At 51.2% G+C, this 19,156-nt stretch carries 12 protein-coding genes; 4 read left to right on the forward strand and 8 right to left on the reverse strand.

Annotation, left to right across the window (positions count from 1 at the left end):
- Window positions 1-34: 34 nt before the first annotated feature.
- The 8 genes from F566_RS0126275 to F566_RS0126310 form a co-directional block, all read right to left on the reverse strand.
- Window positions 35-3,670, reverse strand: a complete 3,636-nt coding sequence (locus F566_RS0126275) for an EAL domain-containing protein (RefSeq protein WP_020410026.1) — start codon at window positions 3,668-3,670, stop codon at window positions 35-37.
- A 15-nt stretch (window positions 3,671-3,685) separates the two neighbouring features.
- On the reverse strand, window positions 3,686-4,708 hold the full coding sequence (cheB, locus tag F566_RS0126280; RefSeq protein WP_020410027.1) for a chemotaxis-specific protein-glutamate methyltransferase CheB: 1,023 nt from the start codon (window positions 4,706-4,708) through the stop codon (window positions 3,686-3,688).
- Between the two features lie 63 nt (window positions 4,709-4,771).
- Complete coding sequence (locus tag F566_RS0126285) at window positions 4,772-7,057, reverse strand: hybrid sensor histidine kinase/response regulator (RefSeq protein WP_020410028.1); 2,286 nt, start codon at window positions 7,055-7,057, stop codon at window positions 4,772-4,774.
- 111 nt (window positions 7,058-7,168) lie between these two features.
- Complete coding sequence (locus tag F566_RS0126290; RefSeq protein ID WP_020410029.1) at window positions 7,169-7,771, reverse strand: chemotaxis protein CheW; 603 nt, start codon at window positions 7,769-7,771, stop codon at window positions 7,169-7,171.
- Window positions 7,768-9,288 carry a CheR family methyltransferase gene (locus tag F566_RS0126295; RefSeq protein ID WP_020410030.1) on the reverse strand — a complete coding sequence of 507 codons (1,521 nt, stop codon included), beginning with the start codon at window positions 9,286-9,288 and terminating at the stop codon, window positions 7,768-7,770. The genes F566_RS0126290 and F566_RS0126295 overlap by 4 nt, the downstream gene beginning before the upstream one ends.
- Window positions 9,269-9,733 (reverse strand): chemotaxis protein CheW, encoded by a 465-nt coding sequence (locus F566_RS0126300; protein WP_020410031.1) that lies wholly within the window; start codon window positions 9,731-9,733, stop codon window positions 9,269-9,271. The genes F566_RS0126295 and F566_RS0126300 overlap by 20 nt, the downstream gene beginning before the upstream one ends.
- 203 nt (window positions 9,734-9,936) lie before the next feature.
- A complete protein-coding gene (locus F566_RS0126305) occupies window positions 9,937-11,115 on the reverse strand; it encodes an acetyl-CoA C-acetyltransferase (RefSeq protein ID WP_020410032.1) in 1,179 nt (392 codons plus the stop codon).
- Between the two features lie 157 nt (window positions 11,116-11,272).
- On the reverse strand, window positions 11,273-12,502 hold the full coding sequence (locus F566_RS0126310) for a multifunctional CCA addition/repair protein (protein WP_020410033.1): 1,230 nt from the start codon (window positions 12,500-12,502) through the stop codon (window positions 11,273-11,275).
- Between the two features lie 337 nt (window positions 12,503-12,839).
- Here F566_RS0126310 and F566_RS34190 point away from each other — a divergent pair, with 337 nt between their 5' ends.
- The 4 genes from F566_RS34190 to F566_RS0126330 all read left to right on the forward strand — a co-directional run bounded on the left by F566_RS34190 (window position 12,840) and on the right by F566_RS0126330 (window position 19,120).
- Window positions 12,840-13,484 carry an LPP20 family lipoprotein gene (locus F566_RS34190; protein WP_245555314.1) on the forward strand — a complete coding sequence of 215 codons (645 nt, stop codon included), beginning with the start codon at window positions 12,840-12,842 and terminating at the stop codon, window positions 13,482-13,484.
- A gap of 39 nt (window positions 13,485-13,523) precedes the next feature.
- Entirely contained in the window at window positions 13,524-14,747 is a 1,224-nt protein-coding gene (locus F566_RS0126320) for a flagella assembly protein FlgT (protein WP_157497110.1), read from the forward strand.
- Window positions 14,748-15,237: 490 nt separating this feature from the next.
- Window positions 15,238-16,740 carry a malate dehydrogenase (quinone) gene (gene mqo, locus F566_RS0126325; protein WP_026180328.1) on the forward strand — a complete coding sequence of 501 codons (1,503 nt, stop codon included), beginning with the start codon at window positions 15,238-15,240 and terminating at the stop codon, window positions 16,738-16,740.
- Between the two features lie 355 nt (window positions 16,741-17,095).
- Window positions 17,096-19,120 carry an FAD-dependent oxidoreductase gene (locus F566_RS0126330; RefSeq protein WP_026180329.1) on the forward strand — a complete coding sequence of 675 codons (2,025 nt, stop codon included), beginning with the start codon at window positions 17,096-17,098 and terminating at the stop codon, window positions 19,118-19,120.
- Window positions 19,121-19,156 lie beyond the last annotated feature (36 nt).

The following is a 19,156-nucleotide window of genomic DNA, read 5'->3' on the forward strand; positions in this document are numbered from 1 at the left end:
ACTACTAACAGGAAGCGCATTGCCTGTCGGATGATCAGTTGCCATTGTTTCCTGTTAGCTGAGCCACCTGTTGACGCAATTGGTGGTTCTCCCTCACCAGATCATACTCGCGGAACGCCTGCTTGATATTTTCACGTAAGTGTTCCGGTTCCCAGGGTTTTGAGATAAACCGGAATATGGAACCCTCGTTGATGGCCGCTAGCACAGTGTTGATGTCTGTATATCCGCTCAGAACGATTCTCACCACTTCGGGGTAAATTTCTTTCACCCGGCGCAGAAACTCGGTTCCGTTCATCTCCTTCATACGCTGGTCGGCAATGACCACTTTGACCTGGTGACCGGCCATGATGCCGAAGGCCTCGCTGGGAGACAAGGCGGTCAATATGTGGCATGCTTCATAGCGCAATTCACGTTTGATGGACCTCAATATATTGATGTCATCATCCACCACCAGCAATGTGCGTGATTCCGGTTGCGCGAGAATACTCTCTTCGCTGCTGCCCCAAGGTTGGTCCTCCAGCACAAAATGCTTACAGGCGTCGACAGGAAGTGGAGGGGAGTAGAAATAGCCCTGTATCAGATCGCAGCCTGTTCGCACCAGAAAGTTGTATTGCTCCAGAGTTTCCACTCCCTCGGCCACAATCTGCATGCCCAGAGTTTTGCTCAATGCCACAATGGCCCTGACAATGGCTGCGCTCTGAGGGTTGGTTGTAATCTGATCGACAAAACTTTTATCAATCTTGATCTGATCAAAAGGAAAGCGTTTCAGGTACCCGAGTGAGGAATAGCCAGTACCGAAGTCGTCCATAGACAATCGGATTCCCATATCCTTGATCTGACGCATGGTTTTAATCGCCTGTTCAACATCTGCCATGACCATACTTTCAGTAATTTCGATTTTCAGCAGACGAGTATCCATTTCTGTTTCTTCTATAACGCGCCTAATCAGTGGCACGCAGTTGACGTCCTGAAATTGCCGTGAAGACAGGTTGATTGATATAGTGACCGGAGGAAGATTCTGTTTGCGCCAACTGATTGCCTGCAAGCAGGCCTGGCGTATGACCCAGGCGTCTATCTGAAGAATCAGGCCGGTCTCCTCGGCAATCGGTATAAAATCCAGCGGTGAGATAATTTTTTCGTTTCTGCGCCAACGCACCAAAGCTTCCAGCCCTGCGGTGCGTCGACTTGCAGGATTCAGTTGGGGTTGGTAGTACAGTTGTAACTCATCCTGTTCGATACCCTGCCTGAGATAGCGCTCCAGTGACATGCGTTTCTGGATACTGGTGTTCATATCTTTGGTGAAGCTGCAGATTCGGTTTTTTCCCCGGTGTTTGGCCTGGTACATGGCTGTATCGGCATTCTTCAGAAGGGCTGTGGCATCCTGGCCGTCGGCGGGATACATGCAAAAGCCGATACTGGTGGTGATCACATGTTCCTTGCCGTCAAGCAGTTGTGGCTGTGCCACCCTTAGCAGTATGCGTTGGAGAATATTGGTAATGGTATCCAGATGACACTCTTCATTCAGGAGGAGTACGAACTCATCGCCACCCATTCGCGCCAGGGTATCGACGTCCCTTACGCAGGACTTGAAAATGCTGACGATATTCTTAAGTAGTCGGTCCCCAACATCGTGTCCCAGTGTGTCGTTGACGAGTTTGAAATTGTCCAGGTCGATAACCGCAAGGGCAAAGCTGGTTTTATGCCGGGCTGAGCTGGCAATTGCCCGCTGGATTCTATCCATCAACAGGTTCCGGTTGGGGAGCCCTGTGACTTCATCATAGTTGGACTTGTATTCCAGCTGCTCCTGATAACGCTTGGTCTCCGTCACATCATTCAGGACACCGACGAAGTGATTGATTTTTCCGGCAGCATCTTTGACCGGGGCAACCTGTAACTCATTCCAGAATAAAGTGCCATCTTTGTGATAGTTGCGTAACAGCGCAGAACCGGGTTCTCCGGAGCTGACGGCCCGCTTGATACTGGCAATTCCGATCTGGTTGCGGTCATCTTTCTGCAGGAAACGACAGTTTGTGCCCAGTACCTCTTCTTTGGTGTATCCGGTAATACGTTCGAAAGCCGGATTAACATAAACGATCGGATTGTCTTTCTGATTGTAATCTGTAATGACCACAGCATTGACGCTGGCTTCAATCGCTTGATTTCTAAGGATAAGTTCTCTTTCTGCCTGGCGTTGACTGGTAATGTCCTGGAAAACGCCAATGGCGCCGGATTGTTGGTGGTTGCCATCCATCAGGGGGACGGCAGAAACCAATAGGGTTCGTTCATGCTCGGACATTGGATGAATACTGATGACTTTATTCAGGGAAGGGTGTCCGTCCGTTAATGCTTCCGACAAAGGCCACTCATCTTCTTCCACTATTTTTCCAGTGTGTTCCCACCAGCATTGCCTTGCATTAAATGCATCAGTGTTCTTTATTTCCTCTTGTTCCCAGAGCCGCTCCATTTCATTATTATGAAGTAATACATTGCCGGAGGTTTCGGCAACGCATACACCGACTGGCAATGTTTCAAGAATTTTTCTAAGCAGAGCCTCACTTCTTGCCAGTGCATTCTGTGCGTATTCCTTTTCTTCTATCTCGGCGACTAACGCTGAGGTTCTTTGCTCTACCAGTGACTCAAGGCTGTCATAAAGCCTGGCTCGACCAAGTGCCACTGAGAACTGCTGTCCGATAGAAGTCAGAGGCTTGAGACTTTCCTGGCTCCAGGGCTCTCCGTTTTCATTGGCAACAATAAGTAAGGCAATAATCTCTCCTCCCAGCTTGAGAGGAATTGTGGCATGAGCACGGCATTCAGAGATATCCGCCAGTACAGGGCAGCCCTCGATATTGATGGCATCGGATAACTGGTCATTTATGGCTGCATGAAGGCAGGGGCAATCGGGTTGGCAATGGGCAAGTCTGTCGGGGGTTGCGTGTTCACCGATACTGCCAGTTGCCTGCCATGGCTTTTCCCAATCGATAGGATCAGGCATGAGCAGCCAGGCACTATGGGCGTTTGGAAATTCGGTTACCTGAATCAAGGCCCGCTCAATGATCTCCTGTTCATTAGTGGCGGCACTCAGGTCTGCTGTGAAATGGAACAGGCTGTTGATAAGCGTGTTGGATTGCGTCAGTTGTTGATGCTTGTTTTTCAACTCCTTGTTGAGACGTATCCCTTCCTCATAGGTGGATATCAGTAAGTCCAGAACCTGTTGTCGGGCGGAAGTAATAAAATGGCGTTTACCGTTCAGGATGACTTCCATACCCAATTTGACACGGTCATATTCCCGGTGGCGGATATTCGCCAGGAAATACTGGATGCGTGACAGGAGGTATTCTTCGTCATATGGTTTGCGGATGAAATTGTCTGCACCACAAACAAGGCCCTGAATGACGTCCTGGGGATCTGTCAGCGTGGTGACCAATATGACGGGAATCGAATCAGTGTCCGGGTGACTCTTCAGATGTTTACAGAGGGTATAGCCGTCCATCTCCGGCATCATGATATCGCTGATAATCAGTGTCGGATGGTAATCTTTAAGACGCTCCAGAGCTTCGACTCCATTGGCGGCAACCAATACACTGGCGCCATGCTCTTCCAGCAATGTTTGTAATTGCAGTGCCTGGGTCAGGCTATCCTCAACAATCAGGATCTGGGTATTTGTCAACATAACTCTTCCCTACCGTTATCCGTTATTGAACACTGCGTTAATGATTTCAGCCAGCTTCCAGGGAGGGGCTGTTTGATTGACCGCTCCGATTCGCACGGCTTCACCGGGAATACCGTTGACCACAACCGTCGCCTCGTCCTGGGCAAGTGTCATGGCTCCCATCGAATGCAGGTGCAGCGTTTCCCGGGCGCCGTCATCACCCATACCCGAGAGAAGGACGGCGACTGCCCGTTGTCCAAAGTGCTCTGCGACACTTTCAAATAGATGGCCGATGGAGGGACGGTTGTGTTTGACCGGCGAAACATTGCTCAACTGAATTCGTTTGTCTGCTCTGATTTCCATATGGCAGTTATCCGGGGCGAGATAGACATGTCCCGGCTCAGTCAACTGACCATATTCTCCTATATGAACAGGAAAACCAGTGTTTCTGGATAACCATTCGCAAAAACTGGACAGGAAACCCTGGGAAATATGCTGAACCACCAGAATGGGCACGGGAATATTGATCGTCAGCTTTGTCAGAAATTCCTTCAATGCCACAGGACCTCCAGTGGAAGCTCCAATCACAATGATTTCTGGACGACTTTTGGTAATGTAGCCGGCGATATGGTTGCTCTTTCCATGCCGCGGTTTTCTGCGTACCAGTTTGATGTCGCTGATCACGCGGATTGTACTGACAAGCGCGGCGGCATCTTTCTCGAACTCGGGATGTCCGGGCCCTTGAGGCTTCTGCAACACAGTAATGGCCCCGGTCTCCAGTATCTGCATGGCGAGTGCTGTGTCTTGATAACTATAGGTAGCCGTGACCACGACAATCGGGATGGGTTGATTTTCCATGATCAGGCGAGAAGCTTCACAACCATCCATTTGGGGCATATCAATGTCCATCGTGATGACATCGGGCTTCAGTTCTATTGCCTGTTCGAATGCCTGTTTCCCGTTTTCGGCTTCTCCGGCGACAGTCATCCCGGCATTTTCAATAATATGTCGTAACAGCTCGCGGACCACTGGTGAATCGTCGACGATGAGTACTTTCATAAGCCTTACCTGATTCCTCTCCTTATGCTTCCCCTAATGCCTGCCATGGCTTTCCCGCAGGAGTTATAGCAACTGCCTGATGGTTGTGAGTAGATTTACCTGATCAAAACTGCTTTTTAAAATGTATGCATTAGCGCCCGCCTCAAGGCCCCGCTCCTGGTCTTCCGGGCTTTGCAGAGCTGTCACCAGGACCACAGGGAGACCGGACAGTGATCGGTAGCGTCGGACTTTTTCCGTCAGGGTAAATCCATCCATATGGGGCATCTCTATGTCAGAGACCAGCAGGTCGAACTCGTTTTGTCTTAACTGGGTCCAGGCCTCCATACCGTCGTTGGCCGTTCTGACCTCATACCCGGCGTTCTCCAGAATAGTCTTCATCAATCCCCGTGAGGTAATGGAGTCTTCAGCGACCAGGATTTTATGGCGTTGTTCCGTGGTGACGCTGGACTTGACCGTAAATTGTGAGGGCCCGGTTTCGCAGGCACTTCGATACAAGTCCTGAGGATTAAGTACAGGTACGATGGTTCCATCACCGAGTTGGGTGGCTCCTAAAACATTTGGAACCCTCACGAGCTGGGGCCCCAGAGGTTTAACGATCATCTCCTGATCACCGATGATCTCATCAACCTGCAGACAGAATGACTCGCCAGCCGCAAACATTTGCACGGCTTTTAGTCTGGTGTTTGATGTATCGAGCTGATGCTCGATATCTTCTTCCAGTTGCAAGACTTCGGCGAGTCGCCAGAAAGGCAGTACCGAGCCATCAACGGAAACGGTCATGTGATTTTCTATGGTTTTGATGGATTCAAGAGTAAAGCGATGGGCTCGTATGACTGCTTGCGCAGGAATGGCTACCAGAGATTCACTGGCTCTGACCAGCAGCGCACGAAAAGTTGCCATACTGACTGGTAACTGCAAGCTGAATTCAGTGCCGCCTTCAGGAGGACTGCCCATTTCAATATGGCCACCTATTTGCTCCACTTTTTCCCTGACGATGGCCAGCCCGAGCCCCCGTCCCGAGATATCTGTAATCATGGCACTGGTTGACAGTCCGGAGGCAAATATCAGCTGTTGGATTTCCCGTTCTGGCAGAGTTGCCGCTTCTGTTTCTTCTATGAGATGTTGCTTCACGGCTTTGACTTTGATTTTTTCTAAATCCAGTCCACGGCCATCATCACGGACTTTCAGGACAAAGCTCGCTGCCTGTTCCTGCAGGAATTCAATGGTCAGAATGCCGGTTTCAGGTTTTCCTGCCTGCTGTCTGACTGAAGGAGACTCCACTCCATGATCTATCGCATTGCGAACCAGATGTTGCAGTGGACTTTTCAGTTCATCGAGAATGCGTTTATCAACGGTCAGGGAATCCCCTTTCACAACCAGGCTGATTTTCTTCCCGGCATGCCGGGCGATTTCATTGACCATCACCGGGATTCCCTCAACCAGCACGTTGCAGGGCAGAAGCAGGACATTCTGCATTTCCTGTTGCAAGGCGTCGCTGGTCATACTGATGTCTTTGGTCAATTGCACAGTATTTTGGGCCAGTATGTTCAGGCGGTATTCCCACTGCCCCAGGTAGTCTATGACCCAATCGCTGAAGTCCAGTAATACTTGTTGCTCTGGACTGATGGGGTATTCATGCCGTTCCTGGCGTTGCTTGATCTGGCGGGACGCGACAGCGACTTCATGACGATGTCTGCGCCAGTTGGCAAAACCATTGGCGGCCTCTTCAAGCTGAAGTCGATTCTGGGCGGCATCCAGCTTGGCCTGCTGAAGGTCTTCAATGTAAAACAACAGCGTGTCCAGACTGGCGGCATTGACCTTTAGACGACGCTCGATTCCATTTATGGCGTCAGAAGAGGGTAACGGTTGATCCTGTGTTGGTGACGAAGAGGGAAGGCCGGCTTCCATCAGTTTGTCACTGGCAGGTGCCTCGACAGGAGTGTGGAGCGAAGCCTGTATGGACGGTAACTGGCCAGATTCCAGCTCGGAGCAAAATCTGTCGAGTATAGAGGGAGGAGGCTGGTCCACTTGCTTTACTAACTGACGGAGTAGCGTTTCTGCCTGGCGGCAAAGTTCCAGGTGTTGTTGGGTGATTTCCCATTTTCCGGATTTGAACGATCCCAAAAGGTTTTCCCAGGATTGACAAAGCTTTTCTACATTACCCAGGGAAACAGCCCTGGAAGCGCCTTTCAGGCTGTGGACTTCACGGTATACCTCTTCGATAAGTGTATGGTCGAGCGGGAGCTGAGCCATGGCAAGCTTATCCGCCAGGCTGGCAAGCCGCTCTTTGGCTTCGGCACTGAAAGCCAAAAGCAAACGTTTACGAAGAGCATCCTGAGAGCTTGTCATCGCTGATATCAGGTCCTTCTGTAATTGTTCCGAACAGCTATTATCTGACAGGGGGTAATTCTGATCTTATGAGACGTTTGCAAGTTCTGATGCCGTTTCATATTGCTCTCCTTAAACAGGGGTGTTTACGATCAGACGCGTATCTGTCAGAAGTTTGACCGCATCGAGAACGGCATATTGGGACAACGTGATTCCGTGCAGGTAATCTGCCTGGTTACTCGTGATATTGGCCGGAGGAGGATATATCTTACTGTCGTCCAATGCCTCTACCCCTCTGACCTGATCGGTCAGCAGACCAAACTCCATCTGACCGGAAGACAATATGACCAGGCTGTTTCGGTCAGTCAGTCCTTTTACCGGAAGATCAAACAAAATCCGTAGATCGATAACTGAAATCATCCGTCCCCTGAATCCGACAACGCCAAGCACATAAGTTGGTGTACAGGGAATCTGGGTAATATGTTTTATGGGGATGACACTGACCACGTAAACAGGGTTAATCGCATATACTTCATCCGCGACAGAAAACAGCAGCCAGTCTGTGGAGCTCTGTTCCTGATGAACGGGAGACGATCTTGCCAGTGCTTTTGCTCTTTCCAACAAGCGTTGTTGTACAGCCTGGTCTGAAGGCGCGAACTGCTTAGCCAACGCCGCCTCGTTTTGTTCAAGCTGTCGTTTAAGAGCATCCCAGTCCATTGATTCGGAGATCTTCATGTGGGCAGATCCTTCAGAGTCTGGTTGATCAGGTGAAGCAAGTCGTCAGCGGTCAGGCCATCTCCTTCGGGTAACTGTGTGTCCGGGGAGAGCTGATCGAGGTAATTCCGGCAATTGCGGAGGTGTCTTCTGGCGGCAGAGCTCCTTTGCAGTCGTGCATTTATCAGACCGCCAAAATAGTGCCCCAGTATAAAATCAGGTTGCAGGTACAACAGATCGTCCAGCCATTTGAGTGCTTCTGGCAGCTGTTCACGGTCCAAATCTATGATGGCCAGTAGCCAGTAAGCCATTGGCTCCAGACGATTTATACGGGTTATTGACCTGGCCCATCTTTCCGCCTCATCCCACTGTTTCAGGTTGGCGTAGCAACGCGTGATCAGAATTGCGCATTCGGTTTGCTGGATCAGGCCGGATGGATTTCTGTAAATATTCATCGCAATGTCCAGGGACTCTTGATAGGACTGCCTGGAATACAGAGCTTTTGCCGTTTCGATTTGATGAAGCGCGGATGGAGCCTCGGAGACTTTGTGAGTCGATACAGATGGCTCGCATGGTTTTGTGATGGACGACGTAGTCTTTTCTGAAGCCTGAATGGGGATTGAGGGAAGTTCTGTTGGTTCTGGCAACTGATCTCTGACAACTACGGAACCTGGCCAATTTTCTGTTGTGAATCCTGATCTTTGAGCAATAAGGCTTTCAACAGCGGACAGAACCAATATTCCCCGGGGGGAAAGCCTCTGACGCATAGAGCGTAATGTTTTGGCAGCCTGTTGGGGGCTGAAATACATCAGGACATTTCGGCAAAGTATGGCATCGAACGCCGGTCCGGCAGAAAAATTTGAGTAAAGATATGGAGTATCCGCAAACGTGATCAGATTGATTTGGCTGAATCTGACCCATCGGGTGAAGGTCGTTTTGATTTTCCACAGATGATGACCTCCTGCCGGTTCGAAATAGTTTTGTTTCCATTGCTGACTGGTTTGTCTGAATGACCAGGGGCGATAGACGCCTTCCCGGGCCAGATTGAGGAAATGGCCGTCCAGGTCTGTCGCTTCTATCCTGATCTCCCATGCCTCCGGGTCGGGGATGTGTTGATGCAACAGAATTGCGAGAGTATAGGCTTCTTCACCGCTGCTGCAGCCGGCACTCCAGAAACGTAGACTTTGCTTTCCCTGTTCCCGTCGTTGTCGAATAAGAGGCTGGAGAACATGCAGACTGAAGTGTTTCCAGAATTGAGGGTCTCGCTTGAAGTAGGTTTCACCGATGGTGAGCTCACGGGACAGACGCTGAAGTATTCTCGGATTGGGTGGTGCCTTAAGCAGTTCCCGAACGAACTCCCGGCAGCTCTCCATACCTGCATCGGATGTGGCTGACTGTAAATGGCGGGTAAGATCCTGCCATCTTTCCCGGGGAAAATGCAGGCCCAATAAGGTCTCAATTCTGCACTGGACACGAAACAGTTCATCAACAGACAGCTCTGCTTCATTGATGGAAGTGTCAGTCGTCCGACATGGCATCTGCAAGCTCCTTTTGTTCTTCCTGATCCAGAAGGGCCTTGAGGTCGTGTATCAGCAATACTCCATCGGGTAAAGGGACAATCCCCTTCAGGAGAGAAGGTGACGAGATCAAGGCGCTGGAATCTACTGGGGTAGTAAAGGGAATGCTGATGACATCAGAGACCTGATCCACCACCAACGCCAGATCCAGACCATTGGCGTTCGCCCAGATCAGACGATCTTCCATTTGAGGTGATCGGGCGGGCAGGCCGAATTTTGGACGCAGGTCCACAACCGGCAGGATCAAGCCATGTACGTTGATCATGCCGCAGATGACACTGGGTGCCTGAGGAAAAGGGCTGATGGCAACAGTCCGTAGTACCTTCCTGATACAGTCCAGTTCAATTGCGTAGCTTTGCTTATCGAGGCTAAAGCGCAGCAGTTGAACGTCCTTGACGTCCTGCATGACATTTCTCCTCCCAAAAAAAGCATAGTCTCCCTGGGATACTTTGTACAAACTGCTACAGGTTATACGGACTATCTAACCAAGCGGGTGATAATGACATGAAATAGATGAATGAAAGGTTTGCGCAATATATGGGGAGGCTGAAAAAGGGAGAAAAAATACGTCAGGAAAAGTCCCGGACCAAAGGCCGGGACCGGATAGATTTAACGCTCTATAGCCAATGCAACTCCCATGCCTCCGCCGATACACAGGGTTGCCAGCCCTTTGCGGGCTTCCTGTTTGATCATTTCATGCAGAAGGGTAACCAGAACGCGGCAACCTGAGGCCCCGATGGGGTGACCCAGTGCAATTGCACCGCCGTTAACATTGACTTTGCCGGTGTCCCAGCCCAGATCTCGGTTGACGGCGATCGATTGGGCGGCAAAGGCTTCATTGGCCTCAATCAGATCCAGGTCATCGACGTTCCAGCCGGCTTTCTCCAGACAGCGACGGGTGGCTGGCACTGGACCAGTGCCCATAATAGAGGGATCGACTCCGGCATTGGCGTAGGCTGCAATGGTCGCCAGCGGGGTCAGTCCGAGCTCTTTGGCTTTCTCTTCGCTACACAGAATGACGGCCGCAGCACCATCATTTAAGGCTGAAGCGTTGCCAGCGGTGACAGATCCGTCCTTTTTAAAGGCTGGCCGCAGTTTGCCCAGAGACTCCGCAGTGGTGCCGTGGCGCGGGTTTTCGTCCTGATCCACCACGAGCGGATCACCTTTACGCTGGGGAACACTCACTACTGTTATTTCGTCAGTAAACCTTCCGGCGGCCTGGGCGGCTTCCGCTTTCTGTTGGGAAGCTGCAGCAAAAGCATCTTGTTCCTCCCGGCTGATATCGTATTTGTCGACGATATTTTCCGCGGTTATTCCCATGTGGTAGTCGTTGAATGCATCCCACAATCCGTCCTTGATCATAGTGTCTACCAGTTCCCAATTGCCCATACGCTGTCCGTTACGGGATTTCGGCAGAACGTGTGGGGCCTGGCTCATATTTTCCTGTCCACCGGCAATGACAATATCCGCATCACCAAGGGCGATGGCCTGTGCAGCCAGATGAATCGCTTTCAGTCCTGAGCCACAGACTTTGTTAATGGTCATGGCGGGAACACCATTGGGCAGTCCTGCCTTGATGGCGGCCTGTCTGGCAGGGTTCTGTCCGCTGCCGGCGGTCAGAACCTGACCCATAAGTACTTCGTCTACCTGTGATGGTTGGATACCGGTTTGTTCCAGCAGACGTTTGATCACAATACTGCCCAGCGTTTCCGCACTTACGCCTGATAATGCGCCACCGAATGCCCCGATAGGGGTCCGGGTGGCTGCGGCAATCACCACTTTTTTCATATAGTGCCTCTCCTCATTGGATATCTAACGGGTGTTATTATTTTTTATAAGATGGTTTTTTATGGGCCTGATAACAGACCCGGTAGCTCTGTCAGAAAACTATGTCAGAAAGCTATGTCAGTAAAATCTGTCAGTAAGCGTGGTCACAGGCATTCCTTTACGCAAAGGACTGCCTGTCTATTTGCTTGACCGCCTCGATGCGAAGACGATCCAGCTGCTGTCTGAGTTTGGTCCCCTGAAATCCTTTGGCAACCAGTTCTTTGGGACTGATCTCGCGGCACACGACCAATGCCTCTCTGAGAAACTGTACCTGAGGATAAGGGCAACTTTCTAACCCTGTTCTGCCACGTGCATCTGCCTCACAGGCCAATAGGAAATTCTCGAAGCGTTCCGGTCGACGCCAGGCGTCACAACGATCCAGTAGCTTTACCACAGAACCGGGACGCAGCTCCAACGCTTTGTGACAGTGGGTATGGAATTCTGCAACAAGCAAGGCCAGTTCTTTGGCTGACTTGGGAGTTTTCAGCCTTTCGCAAAGTTGCTTGATTGCGGGTAACCCCGCTTTTTCATGATTGATATGTTGTGGCAGGACGTCTTCAGGTGTCAGCCCCTTGCCAACGTCATGACATAACACGGCAAAGCGTGTATCGGTGTCTGTCTCCAGCTTAACGGCTTGTTCCAGGCATAGGAGTACATGAATGCCGGTATCCACTTCCGGATGATATTTTTCCACCTGGGGAACACCAAAAAGCCTGTCGATTTCCGGGAGCAGTGGGCATAGTGCCCGGCAGTCCCGTAAGACCCGGATGAAAATCCATGGTGCTTTTTCTCCCAGTGCGCGCTGGGTTTCCTGCCAGACCCGCTCAGCAGTGAGGCTTTCCAGTTCTCCGGACGCGGCGATTGCAGACATCAGGTTGCGGGTTTCCTCGGCGACCTGAAATCCCAAATGATGAAATCTCGCGGCGAATCGTGCGACTCTCAGTACCCGCAGGGGGTCTTCCTCGAAGGCTTCGGACACATGCCGGAGAATGCCGTTTTTCAGGTCAACGGCACCGTGGTATGGATCAACGAGTTCACCAGATTCCGTCATGGCAATGGCATTGATGGTGAGGTCCCGTCTTTTCAGGTCCTCCTCAAGTGTAATGTCCGGTGCAAAATCGCAGATAAATCCGGTATAGCCGCGTCCGCTTTTGCGTTCAGTTCTGGCCAGGGCGTGTTCTTCTTTGGTTTCAGGGTGCAGAAAGACAGGAAAATCGGCCCCTACCTGCTGATATCCCTTGGCAAGCATTTCTTCAGGGGTCGAGCCAACAACCACCCAATCGCGATCTTTGCTCTTAATTCCGAGAAGCTGGTCTCTGACTGCACCACCTACCAGATATCGTTGCATACTGTTCTTACCCTTACCCTTACCCTTACCCTTACCCTTATCATTTTCCTATACCTTTCCCTCTACTTCTTCCTTGCCCACATTCCCATACAGGACCGGGTAGATTACTCGGGTTGTCGGAAGCCCTCAAGGTTATAGAAGGTTATGGCATGGAAATTTCATTATCTTCTCGCAAGTATAAAATCGGACAATAGCGGCAAAGTTATGCCGGAGTGTGTTCACTAAAAAGGTCATGGCTTTTGATTTTCCGTGTGATCAGGCAGGTCATGAAGCTCCCCGGAATAAAGGTGCGACCGATTCGGGCGCGACTGGCAATAACCAGAGGTAAATGCTTGTGATGAATTCAAAAAACAGCCTCCAGGCAGTTCGAACGAGTAATCTTCTACCGTCAGGTATCAAGTCTTGTTTCAACTGGCTGGTGTTGATGGTAGTGGCAGTGTTGCTGGGGGCATGTAACTCGGTCAGTTCCACGGGGCAACAAGCTGCCGCTCAGAACTATGATCCAATTGTTGTCCGGGTGTCTGGTTATGGCACCTATGAAGACCCAAAACATGCGAAATCCCAGAGGATGCGTTTGCTGGCAATGCGGGCTTCCAAATTGGATGCCTATCGGGCTCTGGCTGAGCGGATTTATGGCACGGTGATATATGGCTCATCATCGGTACAGGCGCTGGTTTTGCAACATGATGAGTACAAGACCATGGTGGACAGCGTGATTCGTGGTGCCCGGGTGATCAGTGTTTCTGAGATGAAGGGCGGCGGATTTGAGACCGTTCTGGAGGTCGTGCTCGCCCCCAGATTTCGCCAATGCCTGACGAATGTTAATTACTTCCGTTATACCGAAGAATGCCGTATGCCTTTGCCGCAGGGTGACCCGGAAATACATGCCAGCATGGAATCGCCTTCTACAACCTCCGGTAGCATGTACTACATCGGTAGTCAGCCTGGGTCTGAAGATGGCGACAAATCAGATCAGAAATAGCGGGCTGATCAGGAAAAAACGGTTGAACGGGATTGCCATATGATGCTGACTAAAAAACGAAATCGCGGTGGTATCGTTCTGGCAACGATGATGATGTTGTTCGCTGCGATGGCTGATGCCGAGTGGGTTCGAGTCACCGGTGAGGCGGTGGTTCGCGGTGGTGACGTTGCCACTGCGCGTAAGGAAGCGCAAAAAGATGCGATCAGGCAGGCATCACTACAATTCGGTGCTTCTATCTCCAGTCAGGATACGGTGGAGCAGGGACTTCTGACAGAGTCCACCATCAAAGTCAGTAGTGATTCCTACGCCCGCAGAATTGTGCCGGTGTCTGAAGAAATATTCGATGATACCTTGCAGCTAACATTGGACCTGGATATGCAGGCCAGAAAATCCGAGCTTTGCGAAGGCATGGAGACCAATAAGTACCGACGCCATGTGGCCTTGCTTGGCTTTGCCATGGAGGATCAGACGCAGGCCGACATTGGAGGGCTATACAACATCGAAAGGGAATTGCCCACGGCTCTGAATGGCATGCTGGTCAACTCTCCGCGGCTTCTGGTCAGTCAGGCCAGCCATATCCAGCTGTATCACGAACTGGTGAATGCGCCTACCCATGAGACGGAACAGCGTACGCTGACCAAAGCGGTAGACGAGGCACGCAAACTTGGTGTGCAGTTTGTCGTTTCAGGGGTGGTGCGAGACCTGTCTGTACGTAGCCCCGATGCCTATGAGCGTTCCATCGTCAAGAATGTCAGCCGTTGGTTGACCCTAAGTGATCTGGAGCGGGCCTTTGTTGTGGACCTGTTTATACATGACGGCTTTAGTGGTGCAATCATGTTTGAACAGCGTTACAGCACAATGGGCGAATGGGACGCAGATCCGGGGCAGACCAGATCGCTCCTTTCTGCTGAATTCCGCGAGTTGGAATACGGCAAAAAAGTGGCCAATTTACTTCACCAGATGGCGTCAGATATCGAGAGTAACCTGTCATGCCAGCCGTTTATGACCAGAATCACTCGGGTCGAAGGGCGCAATGTCCTGTTTGAGGCTGGTGCCAATTCCGGCATCCGGCCCGGAGATCGCTTCCAGATTTACCGCTCCCGTCAACTATACGATGGCACCCGGTTCCAGGGGACTCATCTTGCCGACATGAAACTGGCTTTGCAGGTGGGACTGGTCCAGCCGGAACTGGCCAGCGGTAACCTCAGTCTTGACCCGACTCGTATCAATATCCAGGTGGACGATGTGGTCGTAAGTTGGTGACAGGTAACAAAATATCCCTTAGTTCATGCAATGCCGGGCAGCACTGACGCCTGCCCGCTTCCTTCCTGATCTTCTCTTAGCACCCTCCACAGCCGTCTGTCTAGACGTAATAAACGTAAGGTAATTAGGATTCAGCATTAGATATAAGTATAATGCGCGGGCCAATTTCGATGGAGGGCCACAAGAACTGGCCCGGGTGACACAATTATTACCCGCCGGGTGGACAGATGATCCGGAACCTGTGGGCTGTTTACGCGATTCGATTGTCTATGCTGGCGTGACTATACTCCCAGCCAGGGGGTTGTGACGAAATAACCGTTACAACAGGGGCTATCGACCTTGTGTGAACAGGCTCAATCTCGAGCGGCTCAAGACCTAACCGTTATGAGTCGGCAGGCAGCCTGAGTCAGATACTACTATGACACAGGTCTATCGTTGGGGTTCCAAACATGAACCTCAGCTAACTGATTCTCGTGAAAGGCAATACAAAATGACCGTAAAATCTGCTGATGTACTACTTGTCGGCGCCGGTGTCATGAGCACGACTCTGGGAATGATGCTCAAACACCTGGACCCGTCCCTGAAAATCATCATGGTCGAACGGCTTGACCATGTCGCCCACGAAAGTACGGATGGCTGGAATAATGCCGGCACAGGGCATGCCGCCTATTGTGAGCTGAACTATACGCCTCGTAAGCCCGACGGCACTATTGATATATCCAAAGCCATTGCCATTAATGCTGCTTTCGAAGTGTCCCTGCAATTCTGGTCCTATTTGGTAGAAAATGGTGCTTTGCCGACGCCAACAGAATTTATTAATCGCGCGCCACACCTGAGCTTTGTGTGGGGTGATGATGCCATCCAATTTTTACGGCAACGTTACGAACTGATGCATCAGCATCACTTGTTCAAAGATATGGAATACTCTGAAGACCCTGAGGTCCTGAAGCAGTGGATTCCATTGGTGATGAATAATCGTGATCCCATGGAGAAGGTCGCCGCCACCCGGGTGGAATATGGCTCGGATGTGGACTTCGGTTCTCTGACCCGCAACATGGTCAAGCATCTTGAAACCCTTCCTGATTATGAAGTGATGCTGTCTCATTCAGTAGAATCTTTGACCCAGCAGCCGAACGGTCGTTGGAATGTGCGGGTGAAAAACCGTAATTCCAAAGACAATCTTCATATCAATGCCAAGTTTGTTTTTCTTGGTGCCGGTGGTGGTGCACTGCCGTTACTGCAGAAATCCGGCATTCCTGAAGGAGAGGGCTACGGAGGATTTCCGGTCAGTGGACAGTGGCTTGTATGCCAGAAGCCGGAGATCGTTCGGCAGCATTATGCCAAGGTCTACGGAAAGGCACCCATCGGGGCTCCGCCAATGTCTGTACCGCATCTGGATACCCGAATCATCAATGGCAAACCGGCTTTGCTGTTTGGCCCATTCGCCGGTTTCACGACACGTTTCCTGAAAGAAGGTTCTGTGTTTGACCTGCCGTCTTCCTTTAAGGGAGATAACTTTGGCCCAATCTGGTCCGCAGGTATGGACAACCTGGATCTGACCCGTTATCTGATCAAGGAAGTTTTCCAGTCCCACAAAGCAAGGGTCAACTCACTTCGAAACTTCTATCCGGAAGCCAAAGATAGTGACTGGGATCTGGCGGTCGCCGGTCAACGGGTGCAGATCATTAAGAAGTGCGAAGAGGAAGGCGGTAAGCTCGAGTTCGGAACCGAAGTGGTTTCCTCCAAAGACGGCTCACTGGCTGCCTTGCTAGGGGCTTCTCCCGGTGCTTCCACAGCGGCAATGACGATGGTGAATATCATCGAAAACTGCTTTGCAGATCGACTGAATTCTGAGGAGTGGCAAGCAAAAATGAAGGAAATGGTACCCTCATATGGGCGTTCCCTCATTGATGATGCCGAGCTGGCCGAAACGGTTCGCAAACGAACCCTGAATACCATGGGGCTCAAGACTGCTGAGCCGGTATCTGTCTAATTTGTTCTGTTCTTCCTGCGCCGGATCTTTCTGATCCGGCGCTTTTCCACCTGCCTTAATACAGTTTTTACACCACACCACACCACTTTTCTTAAGACCGGTTTCTGCGCCGCTTTATTGGAATGTTGTACCAGACGATGGTTCATTTTGATGCTTTAACTGGTAAATCAAATACCAAATTAGGGCAGGTCATGGTGCGAACTATGGATTTGACGCGCACCAGATGCGTGCATCTTGAGAGATTGATTCGAAATCTGTAAACAAAATAGTTAGTTACAAAGATTGGCAAGTACTTTGCTCCATCGCTGATCAAAGTCTGTGACTTATCGATAACGAATCTGTGGAGTTTCCATTCATGCACAGCGATATCGCTGCCATGCCAGAATCAGTCGCCCATGTGGAGAGATCAGAGCTGTTGAGTGAGTCAGATCTTGCTCCCGTCATAGTGGTAGGGGCAGGGCCGTCTGGACTGCGCTGTGTGGAAGAGTTGCTTCGCCATCAACTGAAGCGGCCGGTTTGGCTGTTTGGTGAGGAGCGCTGGGAGCCGTATAACCGGGTTCGACTTTCGAGCCTTCTGGCAGGAGACATTCGTTTAAGCGATATTGATCTGCGCCTCTCAGCAAGATCCATGAGCAGAGTAGTTCACGTCAGTCAGTGTAGGGTGGTAGCGATTGATCCGGCATTGCGGCAGATCACAGATCAGTATGGGCGCCGGCATTCATACCACAAGCTGGTCCTGGCTCTGGGATCGAGCGCCTATATACCAAGTGTTCCCGGAGTTCAGCTCAAAGGGGTGTATTCCCTGCGCTCTTTGAGTGATACCGAGGCTTTGCTGGCGAGACGGGCCAGAGTCAGAAAGCTGCTGGTGATCGGTGGAGGTTTGCTCGGCCTGGAAGCTGCCAAGGCGATGGCCAGAGATGGTACTGAAGTTGAAGTCATACAGCAGGCTTCACACGTCATGAACCGTCAGTTGGATCAGCGGGGTGGGGAGCGTGTCAGCGATTATCTGCGTTTGTTGGGGATTCGGGTACGGCTGGGAAGTGGACTGGCAGAAATCCGTGGGGACACCGAAGTTTCCTCCATCCTGTTGCGAAACGGAACCGAGATCCCCTGCGATAGCGTATTGTTGGCAGCCGGTATCGTTCCTAACGTTGAATTAGCCAGGTCTGCATGGATTAAAGTCGGTCGCGGTATTCGTGTCGATGATGCCATGCTGACTTCTGATCCTGATATTTATGCCGTCGGCGAGTGTGCTGAACATAACGGCCATGTATACGGGCTGGTAGCTCCGGGTTTGGAACAGGCGGCGGTGGCGGCGGCTCATATCTGTGACGAAGGTGCCTTGTATCGGGGCTCTATGATGGCCAGTCAACTGAAGGTGGCTGGTCTGGCAGTTACCAGTATTGGTTCATGGGAGCAACTGGAAGGGCAGACCAGAGTCAATGAGCTGGTTTTCAGTGATCAGCAGCATTATCGCAAGATTATTATGCGGGATGGTCGTCTCTTGGCGGTTATTGCCGTTGGGGAGTGGCAGGAAAAGAATCGCCTTCTGGAAGCCGTAACCACCCAGCGTTATTTATGGCCCTGGCAGAGATTGGCATTTCGACGTACCGGTCTGCTTTGGAAGCAAGAGGAGAGTCGACAGGTCAGTGAGTGGCCGGCGGATGCCCTGGTCTGCCAGTGCATGGCGGTTCCCAGAGGAACGTTGAGCTCAACCATAGACGGCGGAGCTACCACGATTGAAGCGTTGGCAGCCTGTACAGGCGCATCTACGGTATGCGGCAGTTGTAAACCTTTACTGGCTGAACTGATTGGAGCCCCTCGCAAGGCTGATCCCATTAAAGCTGGGCCTTCCCATACAGCCTGGGGGATCGCGGCTTTGATTTTGACTACGCTGCTTACAGTGGCTCCTGCAATCGGAGTCAAGGATTCTGTGCAGAACTTGTGGCCTCCTGATTTTCTATGGCGTGACAGCCTGTATAAACAAATATCCGGCTTTACTTTGTTGGGATTGGTTCTTGTGGGGTTGGCCCTGTCGCTACGCAAACGGGTCCGCTTTTTTTCGGTTGGTAAAGGTGCGCGAGGAGCTTTCGATTACTGGCGTTTGGCTCATGTGATATTGGGGGTTCTGGCGCTGTTTGCATTGCTTATCCATACCGGCATCGCCTTGGGACACAATCTGAACCGATGGCTGATGATGGACTTTCTGGCTGCCGCTGCCCTGGGAGCCTTAACGACCTATGTGATTGCCTGGCAGCACCGGATGGGGAGGCAACTGGGGGAGCGGGTCAGAGCATGGATGTATTGGCTGCATATTGTCGTGCTGTGGCCGTTACCGGTATTGCTCGGCTTACACATTCTCAGTGTTTATTACTTTTGACAGGTCGGCGGCCGGAGATCTTGTTGATGCAGAATG

It is taken from the genome of Hahella ganghwensis DSM 17046 (assembly GCF_000376785.1).
In the GTDB taxonomy this organism is placed as follows: Bacteria; Pseudomonadota; Gammaproteobacteria; order Pseudomonadales; family Oleiphilaceae; genus Hahella; species Hahella ganghwensis.